The organism is Pseudaminobacter soli (ex Li et al. 2025) (assembly GCF_029892515.1).
GTDB lineage: Bacteria > Pseudomonadota > Alphaproteobacteria > Rhizobiales > Rhizobiaceae > Pseudaminobacter > Pseudaminobacter soli_A.
This window is the reverse complement of record NZ_JARXVF010000005.1, coordinates 387,146-402,035: the sequence shown is the minus strand read 5'-3', so window position 1 is coordinate 402,035 and position 14,890 is coordinate 387,146. Positions and strand designations below refer to the sequence as shown.

At 63.9% G+C, this 14,890-nt stretch carries 12 protein-coding genes, 1 tRNA gene and 1 rRNA gene; 3 read left to right on the top strand and 11 right to left on the bottom strand.

What is annotated here, in order from left to right:
- A 5S ribosomal RNA gene (rrf, locus tag M2281_RS29260) occupies positions 1-79 on the top strand; the annotation flags it as partial.
- Between the two features lie 129 nt (positions 80-208).
- Positions 209-285, top strand: a tRNA-Met gene (locus M2281_RS21425).
- Positions 286-1,144: 859 nt separating this feature from the next.
- Here M2281_RS21425 and M2281_RS21420 read toward each other — a convergent pair.
- Entirely contained in the window at positions 1,145-2,704 is a 1,560-nt protein-coding gene (locus tag M2281_RS21420) for a trimethylamine methyltransferase family protein (protein ID WP_280823208.1), read from the bottom strand.
- A 180-nt stretch (positions 2,705-2,884) separates the two neighbouring features.
- Between M2281_RS21420 and M2281_RS21415 the strand changes: the two genes are divergently transcribed.
- Positions 2,885-3,847, top strand: coding sequence for a LysR substrate-binding domain-containing protein (locus M2281_RS21415; RefSeq protein WP_280823207.1), 963 nt, complete (start codon positions 2,885-2,887; stop codon positions 3,845-3,847).
- 256 nt (positions 3,848-4,103) lie between these two features.
- Here the strand turns inward: M2281_RS21415 and M2281_RS21410 are convergent, their stop codons facing one another.
- The 10 genes from M2281_RS21410 to ccoO form a co-directional block, all read right to left on the bottom strand.
- Positions 4,104-5,372: a saccharopine dehydrogenase family protein gene (locus M2281_RS21410; RefSeq protein WP_280823206.1), complete on the bottom strand. Its 1,269-nt coding sequence runs from the start codon at positions 5,370-5,372 to the stop codon at positions 4,104-4,106.
- Positions 5,373-5,417: 45 nt separating this feature from the next.
- Positions 5,418-6,515 carry a carboxynorspermidine decarboxylase gene (gene nspC, locus M2281_RS21405; protein WP_280823229.1) on the bottom strand — a complete coding sequence of 366 codons (1,098 nt, stop codon included), beginning with the start codon at positions 6,513-6,515 and terminating at the stop codon, positions 5,418-5,420.
- 338 nt (positions 6,516-6,853) lie between these two features.
- Entirely contained in the window at positions 6,854-8,479 is a 1,626-nt protein-coding gene (groL, locus tag M2281_RS21400) for a chaperonin GroEL (RefSeq protein WP_280823205.1), read from the bottom strand.
- Positions 8,480-8,641: 162 nt separating this feature from the next.
- Positions 8,642-8,791 (bottom strand): cbb3-type cytochrome oxidase assembly protein CcoS, encoded by a 150-nt coding sequence (gene ccoS, locus M2281_RS21395; protein WP_280823204.1) that lies wholly within the window; start codon positions 8,789-8,791, stop codon positions 8,642-8,644.
- Complete coding sequence (locus tag M2281_RS21390) at positions 8,791-11,058, bottom strand: cation-translocating P-type ATPase (RefSeq protein ID WP_280823203.1); 2,268 nt, start codon at positions 11,056-11,058, stop codon at positions 8,791-8,793. The genes ccoS and M2281_RS21390 overlap by 1 nt, the downstream gene beginning before the upstream one ends.
- Entirely contained in the window at positions 11,055-11,552 is a 498-nt protein-coding gene (locus M2281_RS21385; protein ID WP_280823202.1) for a FixH family protein, read from the bottom strand. Before M2281_RS21385 ends, M2281_RS21390 begins: the two co-directional genes overlap by 4 nt.
- Positions 11,552-13,105, bottom strand: coding sequence for a cytochrome c oxidase accessory protein CcoG (gene ccoG / locus M2281_RS21380; RefSeq protein ID WP_280823228.1), 1,554 nt, complete (start codon positions 13,103-13,105; stop codon positions 11,552-11,554). The genes M2281_RS21385 and ccoG overlap by 1 nt, the downstream gene beginning before the upstream one ends.
- Positions 13,106-13,122: 17 nt before the next feature.
- Entirely contained in the window at positions 13,123-13,986 is an 864-nt protein-coding gene (ccoP, locus tag M2281_RS21375) for a cytochrome-c oxidase, cbb3-type subunit III (RefSeq protein WP_280823200.1), read from the bottom strand.
- Between the two features lie 2 nt (positions 13,987-13,988).
- On the bottom strand, positions 13,989-14,141 hold the full coding sequence (locus M2281_RS21370) for a cbb3-type cytochrome c oxidase subunit 3 (RefSeq protein WP_280823199.1): 153 nt from the start codon (positions 14,139-14,141) through the stop codon (positions 13,989-13,991).
- Between the two features lie 11 nt (positions 14,142-14,152).
- Positions 14,153-14,884 carry a cytochrome-c oxidase, cbb3-type subunit II gene (ccoO, locus tag M2281_RS21365; RefSeq protein ID WP_280823198.1) on the bottom strand — a complete coding sequence of 244 codons (732 nt, stop codon included), beginning with the start codon at positions 14,882-14,884 and terminating at the stop codon, positions 14,153-14,155.
- Positions 14,885-14,890: the final 6 nt, after the last annotated feature.

Genomic DNA, 14,890 nt, shown 5'->3' with positions numbered 1-14,890 from the left:
ATTCCGAACTCGGCCGTGAAACGCTCCAGCGCTGATGGTACTTCGTCTCAAGACGCGGGAGAGTAAGTCGCTGCCAGGTCTGCCAAATGCATGTCCAAATCTTCTCCAAACGAACTAGGCCCGCACCAAACGGGACCCGCGGGCCGCATCGAGACAATCGACCGCGGCCCTTTGCTTTAGCGAAGAGGACGCCAAGACCAAAAGTTGACGCGGGGTGGAGCAGCCCGGTAGCTCGTCAGGCTCATAACCTGAAGGTCGTTGGTTCAAATCCAACCCCCGCAACCAAATCCAAAAGCCCCGGTCCAAAGCCGGGGCTTTTGCTTTTTGCGGCCTCTCGATTCGAAAGCCGACCCAGCAATCAAACCTGAACGCCCGCCTGGTCCTCGACCGGCGGGCTTTTGCTTTTTTTCGGCCGGGCGGCAAACGCGAGGCTGCACATGACGCCAGGGCCGCTCCTTGCAAGAACTGATCCCAGTCACGCGCGACGCGGCGGAGCTGGCTAAGTTTCGCTTGAGAGGCGCCACCGAGCCGCATCCGGCCGAAACGCCACCCTGTGACGTTCTTCCGGCCGGAAGCCGGTTGCGTGGTAGAGCAAGGAGGGAGGGCAGGCCCTGCACGCGAAAAAGCCGCGAAGGTGAGGATGGGGATCAGATCACCCTACTGACCGGTCAGCTGTCCGCAAACAGGTCGAGTTCCTGAGGAAGGTGGCGACTCCGGAGCAGGGGTGTGGGGGTATCCGGAGTCGCCTGCATGAACTTCAGGGAGAAATCCATGCGCAATGAACCTGCAGCCTCCCGGTTAACGACTCCTCAATATGAAATTTCAAATGGGAACCATGCCGGCCTTTTCCACAGTCGTTCCGGCGCGTTAGGTCGGTCAGGAAAATTTCGGGCTTTGAGGGCGAGGAGCCCAACAAGGGTCCCCGAGAGCTGCCGATTCTCTTCGAGGGGCCGGCAGTGGCGGGCGGATTACATAGGCAATGAGGAACTGCTCTCCGCGCGGGTTGTCGCCCTGCCGGCCAAAGGTTTTTGGTTGAGAGGTCAGACGCCATGAAAAAAGCGGAAGCCAATGGCTTCCGCTATGATGCAACAGGTCATGTGGCCACGTTTCGTCAGCGAGCCATTAGCTAGCCGCCCAGAACCGCTCAATACCAGGCGTCGTCCATGGATGCCTTGCGGCGGGCAATAAAGTCCTTCAGGGCTTCGTCGATGCCTTCGTCCAGGGCCGGCGCTTCGTATTCGGCCAGCGCCTTCTTCCAGCGCTTGTTGGCGCGGGTGGCGGCGTCCTCGGAGCCTGCGGCCTCCCACTTCTCGAAGGACTCGTTGTCGGCGATTTCCGAATCCCAGAAGGCGGTTTCGTAGTTGGCCATGGTGTGGGCGCAGCCGAAGAAGTGGTTGCCCGGGCCGACCTCCTGGAAGGCGTCGAGTGCGAGCTGGTTGTCGTCCACCTTCACGCCGTCCAGATAGCTGTGCAGCGCACCGCAGAAGTCGGTGTCCATGACGAATTTTTCGTAGGACATGGAGAGCAGCCCGTCGAGGAAGCCGGCCGAATGCAGGATGAAGTTGGCGCCGCAGTGCACCGCCGCCAGCATCGACATGGTGCCTTCGTTCATCGCATGCGCGTCCGGCAGTTTCGACGTCGTGAAGTTGCCCGAGCAGCGCAGCGGCAGATTGAGACGCCGTGCGAGCTGGCCGATGACCATCGAGCCGATCGCCGGCTCCGGCGTGCCGAAGGTGGGCGAGCCCGACCGCAGCGACATCGAGGACAGGAAGTTGCCGAAGATCACCGGCGCGCCGGGGCGCTCGAGCTGGGTCAGCGCACAGCCTGCCATGGTCTCTGCCAGCGATTGGGCGATGGCGCCGGCATTGGTGACTGGGCCCATGGCGCCGCCGAGGATGAAGGGCACGACAACGGCGGCCTGGTTGGCGCGGGCATAGGCGCGCAGAGCCGTGGTCATGGTGGCGTCCCAGACCAGCGGCGAGTTGACGTTGACGTTGCCGAGGATGACGCAATTTTTGTCGGCAAACTTTTCGCCGAAGACGATGCGCGCCATGTCGATGGAATCCTCTGCGCGGCTTTCTGCCGTCACCGAACCCATGAAGCCACGATCCGAATAGCGGATGTGGGCGTAGACCATATCGAGGTGACGCTTGTTGACCGGCACGTCCACCGGCTCACAGATCGTGCCGCCCGAATGGTGCAGCCAGGGCGAAGACTGCGCCAGCTTGACGAAGTTTTCAAAATCTTCGATCGTGCCGTAGCGGCGACCCTTGTCGAGATCCATGACGAAGGGCGAGCCATAGGCCGGCGAGAAGACGACGTTCTTGCCGCCGATCTGCACGGAACTGGCGGGGTTGCGCGCATGCTGGGTGAATTCGGCGGGCGCCGTTTTGAGAATCTCGCGCAGCATGCCCGGCTCGAATTTTACCAGCACGCCATCGATATGAGCGCCGGCGCGCTTCCAGTGGTCGAGCGCGACCGGATCGTCGCGGAACTCAATGCCGATCTCGGCAAGGATGCGATCGGCCGTCTTCTCGATGCGGACCAGGTTTTCCTCCGACATGATGTCGTAGGTGGGAATCCCGCGAGCGATATAGGGCCGGTGCAGCGCGCTGGTTGACCGGCTCAGGCGGGCGCGGCGTCGCGCCTCGCGCCCGCCGGATCTCGGTTCTGCAGGGGCTGCGGGCGTGGCAAGGGTGGTCATGTCGAAGTTTCCGTTTCTCGGCTGCTGCGCAACATGGCCGGGGGCTGGCGCCGCGCCATGTTCGATCTCCTCCCGCAAGAAAGGCTGCCGTGAAGCAGCCTCGCGGATATCGCATAAGCATTCATTATGCGATAACAGCGTCAACGGCATTTTTGGGAACGCCATGGATGAGGTCAGGTAATGTCAGGCTTTCGTCGACAGCTTCCGTCCATGACGGCTCTGGTGGTGTTCGAGGCGGCAGCGCGGCAGCAGAGTTTCACCCGCGCGGCGGCTGAGCTCGGCATCACCCAGGCGGCGGTGAGCCGGCAGGTGCAGGCGCTTGAAGGGAGCCTCGGCTTTCCGCTGTTTCGTCGCCTGCATCGCAGCATCGAGCTGACCGAGCAGGGCAAGGCGCTTTCGGGCGCGATGTCGGAGGCGCTCGGCATCGTGGCGGACACGGTTCGCTCGATCACGACCATGGGCGACGCCGCCGAGCTGACGATCTCGGCCACTGTCGCCTTCTCGCATTTCTGGCTTTTGCCAAAGGTGTCGAGCCTTCGGCGCGCCGAGCCTGACATCAAGCTGAAAATCGTCACGCAGGACAGCAGCGTCGATCTGCGCCGCGACGATATCGACGTGGTGATCCGCTACGGCGACGGCAACTGGCCTGACGGCAAGGCGATCATGCTGTTCGGCGACGACCTGTTCCCGGTGTGCAGCCCGGACTATCTGGCCGCGCGCGGCTCGCCCGATTGCGTCGCCGATCTCGCCCGGCACAATCTCATCGCCAGTCATTCGATGGAGCCGAGCTGGATAGGCTGGGAGCAGTGGCTGGCCGCCTTCGGACATGGCAGCGACCCGAAGAACATCACGCTGAGCTGCAATTTCTATACGGATGCGCTCTATGCGGCGCTACGCGGCGAGGGCATTGCGCTCGGCTGGCACCGGATGGTCGACGACCTGCTCCAGCGCCGACAGCTCGTGCGTGTATCGGTCGAGATCCTGCGGCCGCGCGCGGCCTACTACGTGGTCATGAAGCACGGGGCGCCGAAGGCTTCGGTGACGGCCTTCCTGAACTGGATACGCGCCGAAGCCAATGCGACCCCGCCCAAGCCGCTGGAAAACACGCTCTATGCGAACGAAAACACCGAGTTGGGTGGGTAGGGCAATCGCCTTGCGGATGGTTCGAGCCAGTTTGTACCCCCACCCCTAACCCCTCCCCACAAGGGGGAGGGGAATCTTGCGTTGAGCACCCGGCACCAACCTTCACCGTTTCGGTGGGCACGGCGACGAAATCGTCCCCCTCCCCCTTGTGGGGAGGGGTTAGGGGTGGGGGGTGGTATCAAACGAAAACGCCCCCGCCGGTGAGGGAGGGGGCGTCGCAGCTGCGACATAAGATGCGGTCAGCAACCGCGAAACGTCAGCTTGCGGCGGCGAGCGCCGGAGTGTCGAATTCCAGCGCGCGGTCGCCGTCGGCATCCTTGATGCGCGTCGGCAGGCCGATCTGGTTGAGCAGGCCGAGGAAGGGCTGCGGCGGCAGGTCTTCCACATTGGCCATCTTCTTGACGTCCCATTCACCGCGGGCGATCAGCATCGCGGCGGCCACGGCCGGCACGCCGGCAGTGTAGGAAATGCCCTGGCTGCCGACTTCCTCGAACGCTTCCTTGTGGTCGGCGACGTTATAGATGAAGAGCTCGCGCTCCTTGCCGTCCTTCTCGCCCTTCACCACGTCGCCGATGCAGGTCTTGCCTGCGTAGTTCGGCGCGAGCGACGACGGATCGGGCAACACGGCCTTGACCACCTTGAGCGGCACGACTTCCTGGCCCTCGGCCGTCTTGATCGGCTGCTCGGACAGGAGGCCGAGATTCTTCAGCACGGTGAAGACGTTGATGTAATGGTCGCCAAAGCCCATCCAGAAGCGGACGGTGGGCACGCCGAGGCGCTGCGACAGCGAATGCACCTCGTCATGGCCGGTCATGTAGGCCTTCTGCTTGCCGACCACCGGCAGGTCCCATTCCTTGCCGACCTCGAACATCTTGTTCGAGACCCACTTGCTGTCCTGCCACGACCAGACCTGGCCGGTGAACTCGCGGAAATTGATCTCCGGATCGAAATTGGTCGCGAAATACTTGCCGTGGCTGCCGGCGTTGATGTCGACGATATCGATGGAATCGATGCGGTCGAAATACTCGTCCATTGCAAGCCTGGCATAGGCATTGACCATGCCCGGGTCGAAGCCGGCGCCGAGAATGGCGGTGACGCCTGCCTTTTCGCATTCCTCACGGCGCTTCCACTCGTAGTTGGCATACCACGGCGGGGTCTCGCAGATCTTCAGTGGGTCTTCGTGGATGGCCGTGTCGATATAGGCCGCGCCCGTCGCGATACAGGCCGAAAGAACCGACATGTTGACGAAGGCCGAGCCGACATTGATGACGATCCGGCTTTTCGTCTTCTCGATCAGCGCCTTGGTGGCCTCGACGTCCAGCGCGTCGAGCGCATGCGCCTCGATCACGCCGTTCGGATTCTTCAGGCTCTTCTTTTCCCGGACCGACTCGACGATCGCACTACATTTCGCGACCGTGCGTGAAGCGATATGGATATCGCCGAGCAGATCGTTGTGTTGCGCGCATTTGTGGGCCACCACCTGGGCCACGCCGCCAGCGCCGATGATCAGTACGTTCTTCTTCATTTCGGGCGTATGTCTCCTTTTCCCGTCAACCAAATACGGCGAACCTTATGAAAGGCTCGCGACGTAATCCTCAAAACCGAACTCGCGCACCACGCGGACCGTGCCGTCCAGCTCGCGCACCGCGATCGACGGCATGCGCACGCCGTTGAACCAGTTCTTTTTGACCATCGTGTAACCGGCGGCGTCCTGGATCGAAATGCGGTCGCCCACCTTCAGTTCCCTTTCGAAGCGGAACTCGCCGAAGATGTCTCCCGCCAGGCACGACTTGCCGCAGATCATGTAGCTGTGCTCGCCGGTGTTGGGCTCGACCTTCGCGTTCTCGCGGTAGATCAAGAGGTCCAGCATGTGGGCCTCGATCGAGCTGTCGACGATGGCGAGGTTCTTGCCGTTGTTCAGCGTGTCAAGCACGGTCACTTCCAGTGTGGTGCTCTTGGTGATTGAGGCCTCGCCGGGCTCGAGATAGACCTGCACGCCGTGGCGCTCGGAGAAGGCCTTCAGCCGCGCGCAGAAGGCGTCGAGCGGATAGCCCTCGCCGGTGAAGTGGATGCCGCCGCCAAGGCTGACCCACTCGACGCGGCCGAGCAGCGAGCCGAACCTTTCCTCGATCTGCGAGAGCATGCGGTCGAACAGGCCAAAATCCTTGTTCTCGCAGTTGTTGTGGATCATGAAGCCGTTGACGCGGTCCATGACGGTCTCGATCCTGGCCACGTCCCATTCGCCCAGGCGGCTGAAGGGGCGCGCGGGATCGGCGAGATCGAAGCTCGACGAGCTGATCTGCGGGTTGAGGCGCAGGCCGCGCGCAAGGCCGCTCGCCTTGTCGGCAAAACGCTCCAGCTGGCCGATGGAATTGAAGATGATCTTGTCGGCATTGGCGATCACCTCGTCGATCTCGTGATCGGCATAGGCGACCGAATAGGCGTGCGTCTCGCCGCCGAATTTCTCGCGGCCGAGCCGGACCTCGTTCAGCGAGGAGGAGGTCGTGCCATCCATATAGTCGCGCATCAGGTCGAACACCGACCAGGTGGCGAAGCATTTCAGCGCCAGAAGCAACTTGGCGCCGGAATGCTCGCGCACATAGGCGATCTTTTCCATGTTCGGCAGAAGGCGGGTCTTGTCGATGAGGTAGTAGGGGGTCTGGATCATCGTTTCGGCGCTACCCTGGGTCATGTTTCAATGTCTGCGGCCCGCCGGTCTGGCGGGACGAACGCGTTGGGAAATGCAATGGCGAACGGCGCCATCTCGGCGGCCAACAGTCTGTCAGATGGAATTGGACAACCCTGGCAACCCCGAACGCGAGCCAGGCTTCGATCGCGTCCGGGCTAGATGCCCGCTTTGATGCGTTGCGGCTCTCGCCGGAACAGGTTCGGAATGATGCACATCATGGGGCGCAAACTAGTCAAAGCCCCCCTGGAGTCAAGCACCGGGATCATCCCTGGTGCGGGAACCATGCTCTCTCTTGATGCCGCTGTGGCTGCCCGGTCTCAGAACTCCATGCCGCCGCCCGGCATGGCGGGCGCGGCTTCCTTCTTCGGCTTCTCGGCAACCATCGCCTCGGTGGTGACGAGCAGGCCGGCGACGGAGCCCGCACCTTCGAGAGCCGCGCGCACCACCTTGACCGGATCAATGACGCCCTGCTTGAACAGGTCGCCATATTTGCCCGTCTGCGCGTTCCAGCCATAGGCGGGATCGGTGTTTTCACGCAGCTTGCTGACGATGACGGAGCCGTCCGTGCCGGCGTTCTCGGCAATCTGGCGCGCCGGCGCTTCGATGGCGCGGCGGACGATCTCGATGCCGACGCGCTGGTCCTCGTTTTCCGGCTTGAGTTTATTGAGCGTGTCGCCCGCGCGCAGCAGCGCCACGCCGCCGCCTGGCAGAATGCCTTCCTCCACCGCGGCACGGGTCGCATGAAGCGCGTCGTCCACGCGGTCCCGGCGCTCGCGCACTTCTGTTTCGGTGGCGCCGCCGACGCGGAGCACCGCGACGCCGCCGGCCAGCTTGGCCAGGCGCTCCTGCAGTTTTTCCTTGTCGTAGTCCGAGGTGGTTTCCTCGATCTGTTGCTTGATCTGGCGGATGCGGCCTTTGATGTCCGTCTTGGAGCCGGCGCCGCCGACGATGGTCGTCGTCTCCTTCTCGATCATCACCTTGTGGGCGCGGCCGAGCATCTGCAGCGTGACGTGTTCAAGCTTGATGCCGAGATCCTCGCTGATCGCGGTGCCACCGGTGAGGATGGCGATGTCCTCGAGCATCGCCTTGCGGCGGTCACCGAAGCCCGGAGCCTTGACGGCCGCGACCTTCAGCCCGCCGCGCAGCTTGTTGACCACCAGCGTGGCCAGCACCTCGCCCTCGACATCCTCGGCGATGAGAAGCAGCGGCTTGCCCGACTTCACCACCGCCTCGAGAACCGGCAGCATGGCTTGCAGGCTGGAGAGCCTCTTCTCGTAGATCAGGATGTAGGGTTCCTCAAACTCGACCCGCATCTTCTGCTGATCGGTCACGAAGTAGGGGGAGATGTAGCCGCGGTCGAACTGCATGCCTTCCACGACCTCGAGCTCGGTCGTGGCGGTCTTGGCTTCCTCGACGGTGATGACGCCGTCATTGCCGACTTTCTGCATGGCCTCGGCGAGGAAGCGGCCGATCTCGGGGTCGCCATTGGCCGATATGGTGCCGACCTGGGCGATCTCGTCGTTGCGCGTGACCTTGCGAGCGTTCTTCTTCAGATCCGCCACGACCGCGCTGACAGCCAGGTCGATGCCGCGCTTGAGGTCCATCGGGTTGCGGCCGGAGGAAATCGCCTTGTTGCCTTCCTCGACGATCGCCTGGGCAAGCACGGTTGCGGTCGTGGTGCCGTCACCGGCGGCGGTGCTGGTTCTCGATGCCACCTCGCGGACGAGCTGCGCGCCCATGTTCTCGAATTTGTCGGCGAGCTCGATTTCCTTGGCGACGGTCACGCCGTCCTTGGTGATGCGCGGCGCGCCGAATGAGCGGTCGATGACGACGTTGCGCCCCTTGGGGCCGAGCGTCACCTTCACCGCATCGGCGAGAATGTGGACGCCGCGCAGCATCTTCTCGCGGGCCTCGACGTCGAAAAGCACTTCCTTGGCAGACATCGTCCTCTCCCTTGTATTCCTGAGCGAATGCAAATTCGGTGGAAAATGCGGACTGGATGCGTGCGGACGTCAAAATGGGGCGTCGCGCGAAAGTGATCTGGCGCTGGGAGAATCCTGTTTCAAGGGCGGCTGCGCGTATTTTCGGCTCTTCGCCGACGATGCCTAGTTCTCGTCCTCGTCGTCGATCAGGATGCGCGTCGCGGCGCCGTCGAGATCGTCATACTGGCCGCTTCGCAGGGACCACATGAAGGCGCCGAGACCGAGCCCGCCCAGGAACAGTGCAATCGGGATGAGATAAAGGAGAGTTGCCATTACACTGGCTCCATTGAACCGAGCGTGGCACCGCCGATTTTCGCGTTGCCAGCGGCCTGCGCGATTGTAGGCCGGGCGGCTCCCTTGAGCCGCAGAGCGTTTGCCACCACCAGGATCGAAGAGAGCGACATCGCTAGCGCCGCGACCAGCGGCGTGACATGGCCGAGGATGGCGATAGGCACGGCAATCGCGTTGTAGCCCACGGCGAGCGTCAGGTTCTGTCGGATGAGCCGGCCCGAATCTTTCGAGATGCGCATCGCCAGAGGCACAGCCGACAGGCTCTCGCGCAGGAACACGAAATCGGCGGCGTTGCGCCCGACATCGGCGGCGGTGGCAGGTGCGATGGAAACATGGGCTGCTACCAGCGCAGGCGCGTCATTGAGGCCGTCGCCGACCATCAGCACCTTGCGCCCGTCAGCGGTGAGCTTTGCCACGCGATCGGCCTTTTCGCCGGGCAGCACGCCGGCGCGGAAGGCCTGGATGCCGAGCGCAGCACTAAGCTTCTCCACGGCCGCCGGACGGTCGCCCGACAGGACTTCCATCTGCACGCCGCCATTTGCGAGCTGGCGCACGGTCTCGGCCGCGCCGTCGCGTAGCCGGTCCTCGAATTCGAACCCGGCCAGCAGTTCGCCGTTCTTGCTCAACACCGTGCCGGTCTCGGCACTGCCGCCCGAGACGGCCCAGTCGGCGCGGCCCAGCCGGTAGAGGTTTTCGCCCACGCGGGCTTCGACGCCGTAACCGGGCAGTTCGCGGGTGTCGGCGAGGGCCTGGTGCGGCGCGGCGGCGCCGCCCTTGGCGATCGCCTTCGACAGCGGGTGGCGCGAGTGCGCGGCCATGGCGGCGGCAAGCGCCAGCGTCTGCGGCTGGATCGCATCCGCGTTGACCAGCCTCGGTGCACCGACCGTCAGCGTGCCGGTCTTGTCGAAGACGACCGTGTCGATCTCGGCGAGGCGTTCCATGGCAGAGCCGTCCTTGACCATGATGCCGCTTTCGAAGAGGCGGCGGGCGGCCACCACCTGCACGATCGGCACCGCGAGCCCCAGCGCGCAGGGGCAGGTGATGATCAGCACCGCAATGGCAATGGTGACCGAGCGGTGCAGGTCGCCGGACACGGCCATCCAGCCGAGGAAGGTCAGGAAGGCGGTGAGATGGACGAGCGGCGCATAGAGCGCGGAAGCGCGGTCGGCGATGCGGCGATAGACGGTGCGGCCGCCCTCGGCCGCTTCCATCATGCGCACCATCTCGGCAAGGAAGGAGTCCTTTGCGGCGGCCAGCGCGCGGATGGTGAGCGGGCCGGTGAGGTTGAGCGTGCCGGCGCGGAGCGTTGCGCCGGGGGCTACGTTCTGCGGCGCGCTTTCGCCCGACACCAGCGAGCAGTCGAGATCGGAAGTGCCTACCTCGACCTCGGCGTCGACCGGCACGCGTTCGCCGGCAGCGAGCAGCAGGCGCATGCCGGGCTCGATCTCCTCGGTCGGCATGTAGTCGCGCGAGCCGTCAGGGCGCAGCACCATGGCGCCGCGCGCGGCAAGACGCGCCAACCCCTTCACCGCCTCGCGGGCGCGTTCGCGCATGACGTGGTCGAGCGTGCGACCGATGAGCAGGAAGAAAAGCAGCGTCACCGATGCGTCGAAATAGGCGTGCTCGCCGTGGTGGACGGTCTCGTAGAGGCTCATGCCATAGGCCAACAGCACGCCGATGGAGATCGGCAGGTCCATATTGGCGCGGCCATGCTTCAGCCCGCTCCAGGCGGAGCGGAAGAAGATGCGGCCTGCAACGGCGAGTGCCGGGATGGCAATCAGCGCCGAGACCCAGTGGAACAGGTCGCGCGTCGCGCCTTCCGCGCCCGACCAGACCGAGACCGACAGCAGCATGATGTTGGCCGCCGCAAAGCCGGAAATGCCGAGCGCGCGAATGAGCTCGGCAAGCGCCTCGTCCTTCTTGTCGGCGGCGGGATCGAACAGATGCGCTTCGTAGCCGAGACGTTCCAGCGTCTCGAACAGCGGCGGCACCTTGCCCTCGCGCCAGCGAACGCTGACGCGCTTGGTCGAGAGGTTCACGCGCGCGCCGGCCACGCCCTCCAGTTTCGACAGGGCGCTTTCGATCTTCTGGATACAGGCGCCGCAATGCACGCCGGGCACGGAAAGATCGCTCTGTCGAATGCCATCGCCCAGGGTTCGGCTGACGAGCAGCATTTCCTCGGGCGAGGGGGTCGAGTGCTCGACGCGCTCGATGTCGGAGACGATTTCGGTCGGCGCGCAGCAGCTCATCTGTATATCCCCTGCTTGACCACGATGCGATGGACGACGCGATAGGGGTGGGCCTCACCGATATCGGCGTCGACCTCGACGACCCAGAGGCCGTCACGCACGTTGTGCGCGGCGGCGAAGGCGCCGTTGGACTGGCGGGCGAGCTGGAAGGTCTCGTCCTCGGATTCGTAGACCGGGCGGCGGAAGGTGACGATGACGCTCTTGGCCTCAACGCTGCTGCCGGCCGCATCGTTGAGCGCAAAGCTCACGGTGCCCGGCTCGATCTCAAGCGTGTCCTTCCAGCCGCGCGCGGCCTGCGCGCGCGCTTCGGCGGTCTTTTCGTTGAACTCCTGGCTGGCGACATAGCCATTCTGGACGACCAGTCCGGTCCAGCTCGTATTGGCATAGACCGCCATGACGATGTTAACGGCGATGACGACGCCGAAGAAGGCGACCATGACGGCCAGCATGTGCCAGCCGGTGAACTCTCTCGTGCGCATCAGTCTGGCGGTCATTACCTTCTCCCCGGAATTTGGAACTTGGCTTCGCTATGGGCGGTTTCACTGCTTCCGCGATCTTCTATCACGAAGCGGAACGACATGGCTTCGGTCGCGAGCCCGTTACGTGGCAGGGCGACGAATACTTTCAGCGTCTTCAGCCGATCCGGCTCAAGCTCGACCTCGGCCGATTCCGGCGCATGTTCGCCGATGCCGGTCACGGTCATGGTGGCGCCTTTCAGCCCCTCCATCCGGAGCACGACGGTGCGCGGCTCGGGGATCATGTTCAAGAGCTTGACCGTGTAGCCGTTGCGGATCGAGCCGTCCGACAGCGTCACGAATTGCGGGTTGCGGTCATGCAGCACGCTGAGCTCCAGCCGGTCGCGGCTGAACAGCGCGTAGAGGAGACCTATTCCGATGAGGGACCAGACCCCGAAATAGGCCAGGGTGCGAGGCCGGAACAGCTTGCGGACATGGAAATGCGCGACGTGATCCGACAGCTTGCCCGCAGGCGTGCGGACCTTGGCCGGGTCGATGGCATGCGTGCCGTTGTCGGTCGCGAGCGCCATGTTGGACTGGTAGTCGTTCAGCGTCGTATAGGAGATGAGGCCGCGCTCCTTGCCGAGCTTGTCCATGACGCCGTCGCAGGCGTCGATGCAGAGCGCGCAGGTGATGCATTCGAGCTGCTGGCCGTCGCGGATGTCGATGCCCATGGGGCAGACGGCGACGCAGGCGTTGCAGTCCACGCAATCGCCCACGGTCTCACCGGCGGCGGCTGCCTTCTTGGCGTGGCGCGAACGAGGCTCGCCGCGCCAGTCGTTGTAGGTGACGGTCAGCGAGTTCTCGTCGAGCATGGCCGCCTGGATGCGCGGCCACGGGCACATATAGGTGCAGACCTGCTCGCGCATCAGGCCGCCGAAGGTGTAGGTGGTGGCGGTGAGGACGGCGACGGTGATGTAGGCGACGGGCGCGGCCTCAAGCGTGAAGAGTTCCTTCAGCAGCGTCGGCGCGTCGGCGAAATAGAAGATCCAGGCGCCGCCGGTGGCAACCGCGATCAAGAGCCAGATCAGGTGCTTTGTCAGCCGCTTCCAGAGTTTGCTAAACGACCAGGGTGCAGAGTCGAGCTTGATGCGGGCATTGCGGTCGCCTTCGATGGCGCGTTCGACCACGAGGAACAGGTCGACCCATACTGTCTGGGGGCAGGTGTAGCCGCACCAGGCGCGGCCGACGGTGGAAGTGATGAGGAACAGGCCGATGCCGGCCATGACGAGCAGGCCGGCGACGAAGAAGAACTCCTGCGGCCAGATCTCGATGGGGAAGAAGTAGAAGCGGCGGTTGGCCATGTCGAGCAGCACCGCCTGGTCGGGCGCGTAAGGCCCGCGATCCCAGCGCAGCCACGGCGTCAGATAGTAGATGCCGAGCGTCACCGCCATGATTAGCCATTTGAAACGCCGAAAACTTCCCGAAGCACGCTTCGGGAAGATTTTCTTGCGCGCGGCGTAGAGCGGCTGCCGGCTTTTGGCCGAGTTTACCGGTTCGGCTTCGAGCCGCTCGATGTCAGCCCGCTCCATGCTCTGCGTTTCCAATTTTACTCTCCTCCGCCCAGCGAGTGGACGTAGACTGCAAGTTCCTTGACGGTGGTTTCGCCGAGACGGGCCGACCAGGCCGGCATCACGCCGTGGCGCGGCGTGCGCACCTGGCGGGCGATGTCGGCTTCGCTCGAGCCGTAGAGCCAGATGGCGTCGGCAAGGTTCGGCGCGCCGACCTCACGGTTGCCCTTGGCGTCGTTGCCGTGGCAGGCGGCGCAGTTGTCGGCAAACACCTGCTTGCCGGCGGTCGCCGCTGCGGCATCGCTCGGAGTGCCGGTCAGGCTGAAGACATAGGCTGCAACCTGATGGATCTGATCCTTCTCGAGGATCTCCCCGAAGGCCGGCATTTCGGAAACGCGGGTGTCAGCATCGCTGGCGTAGCGGATGCCGTGCGCGATGGTCTGGTGGATCGCATCGGCGCTGCCGCCCCACAGCCAGTCGTCGTCGTTGAGGTTCGGAAAGCCCGGCGAGCCTTCCGCACCCGAGCCGTGGCACTGGATGCAGTTCACCTTGAAGGCGGCTGCACCGGCTGCGGTGGCGAACTCGCGCAGCTTGTCGTCGGCGATGATCTCGTTCACCGACTTGGCGGCGATGGCCTCGACAAAGCCCTGCTTGGCCGCGTCGGCCTCGGCCATCGCGTTCTTCAGTTCACCTCGGCTGGAGAAGCCGAGCACGCCGGTGGTGGCCGAACTGATCATCGGCCAGGCCGGATAGGCGATGGTGTAGCCGGCCGCCCAGACGATCGTCACGTAGAAGCACAACACCCACCAGCGTGGCATGGGGTTGTTGAGCTCCTTGATGCCGTCCCACTCATGACCGGTGGTCTCGACACCGGAAATTTGGTCGATCTCTCTCTTCGTCATTATCAGTCATCCTTGAGCGGGATACGGGCGGCCTCTTCGGCCTGCTGGCGGCTGCCGGGGCGGAAGGCGAACACAACGACCCCGGTGAAGAACAGCACCATGACGAGCAGCCCCCAGCTGTCGGCGAAGTGGCGCATTGCGGTGTAGACTTCCATCGTGTCCTCCCTCAGCGGCTACCGGCGGCGTCGTCATAGGTGGAGAAGTCGACCAGGGTGCCGAGCATCTGCAGATAGGCGACCAGAGCATCCATCTCGGTGAGGGATGCGGGATTGCCGTCGAAGTCGCCGACCTTGGCCTTGGGGTAGCGTGCCAGCAGATCTGAAGTGCTGGCGTTCGGGTCTGCCTGGGCCTTGATGTCGGCCTCGGCGTTGTCGATCATCTCTTGCGTGTAGGGCACGCCGACCATCTTGTTGGCCTCGAGGTGATACTTGATGTCCTTCACCTCGAGCGGGGTGGTCTTCAGGAAGGCGTAGGTGGGCATGACCGATTCCGGCACGACCGAACGTGGGTCGACCAGGTGCTGGACGTGCCATTCGTTGGAGTAGCGGTCGCCGACGCGCGCGAGGTCAGGCCCCGTGCGCTTGGAGCCCCACTGGAACGGATGATCGTACATCGACTCCGCCGCCAGGCTGAAGTGACCGTAGCGCTCCACCTCGTCGCGGAAGGGGCGGATCATCTGGCTGTGGCACAGATAGCAGCCTTCGCGGATGTAGATGTTGCGGCCGGCCAGCTCCAGCGGCGAGTAGGGCCGCATGCCCTCCACCTTCTCGATGGTGTTGTCGAGATAGAAGAGCGGCGCGATCTCGACGATGCCGCCGATGGTGACGACCAGGAACGAGCCGACCAAGAGCAGCGTCGCGTTCTTCTCGATAATGGAATGTTTGTCGAGCAATGACATTTAAAG

Excerpts from the sequence above, each read along its gene's own strand:
- groL (WP_280823205.1), bottom strand. The coding sequence starts at position 8,479 with ATGTCTGCCAAGGAAGTGCTTTTCGACGTCGAGGCCCGCGAGAAGATG.
- nspC (WP_280823229.1), bottom strand. The coding sequence starts at position 6,515 with ATGATCCAGACCCCCTACTACCTCATCGACAAGACCCGCCTTCTGCCG.
- ccoO (WP_280823198.1), bottom strand. The coding sequence starts at position 14,884 with ATGTCATTGCTCGACAAACATTCCATTATCGAGAAGAACGCGACGCTG.
- ccoP (WP_280823200.1), bottom strand. The coding sequence starts at position 13,986 with ATGACGAAGAGAGAGATCGACCAAATTTCCGGTGTCGAGACCACCGGT.
- ccoG (WP_280823228.1), bottom strand. The coding sequence starts at position 13,105 with ATGGAGCGGGCTGACATCGAGCGGCTCGAAGCCGAACCGGTAAACTCG.
- M2281_RS21410 (WP_280823206.1), bottom strand. The coding sequence starts at position 5,372 with ATGAAGAAGAACGTACTGATCATCGGCGCTGGCGGCGTGGCCCAGGTG.
- M2281_RS21385 (WP_280823202.1), bottom strand. The coding sequence starts at position 11,552 with ATGACCGCCAGACTGATGCGCACGAGAGAGTTCACCGGCTGGCACATG.
- M2281_RS21420 (WP_280823208.1), bottom strand. The coding sequence starts at position 2,704 with ATGACCACCCTTGCCACGCCCGCAGCCCCTGCAGAACCGAGATCCGGC.
- M2281_RS21370 (WP_280823199.1), bottom strand. The coding sequence starts at position 14,141 with ATGGAAGTCTACACCGCAATGCGCCACTTCGCCGACAGCTGGGGGCTG.
- M2281_RS21390 (WP_280823203.1), bottom strand. The coding sequence starts at position 11,058 with ATGAGCTGCTGCGCGCCGACCGAAATCGTCTCCGACATCGAGCGCGTC.
- M2281_RS21415 (WP_280823207.1), top strand. The coding sequence starts at position 2,885 with ATGTCAGGCTTTCGTCGACAGCTTCCGTCCATGACGGCTCTGGTGGTG.
- ccoS (WP_280823204.1), bottom strand. The coding sequence starts at position 8,791 with ATGGCAACTCTCCTTTATCTCATCCCGATTGCACTGTTCCTGGGCGGG.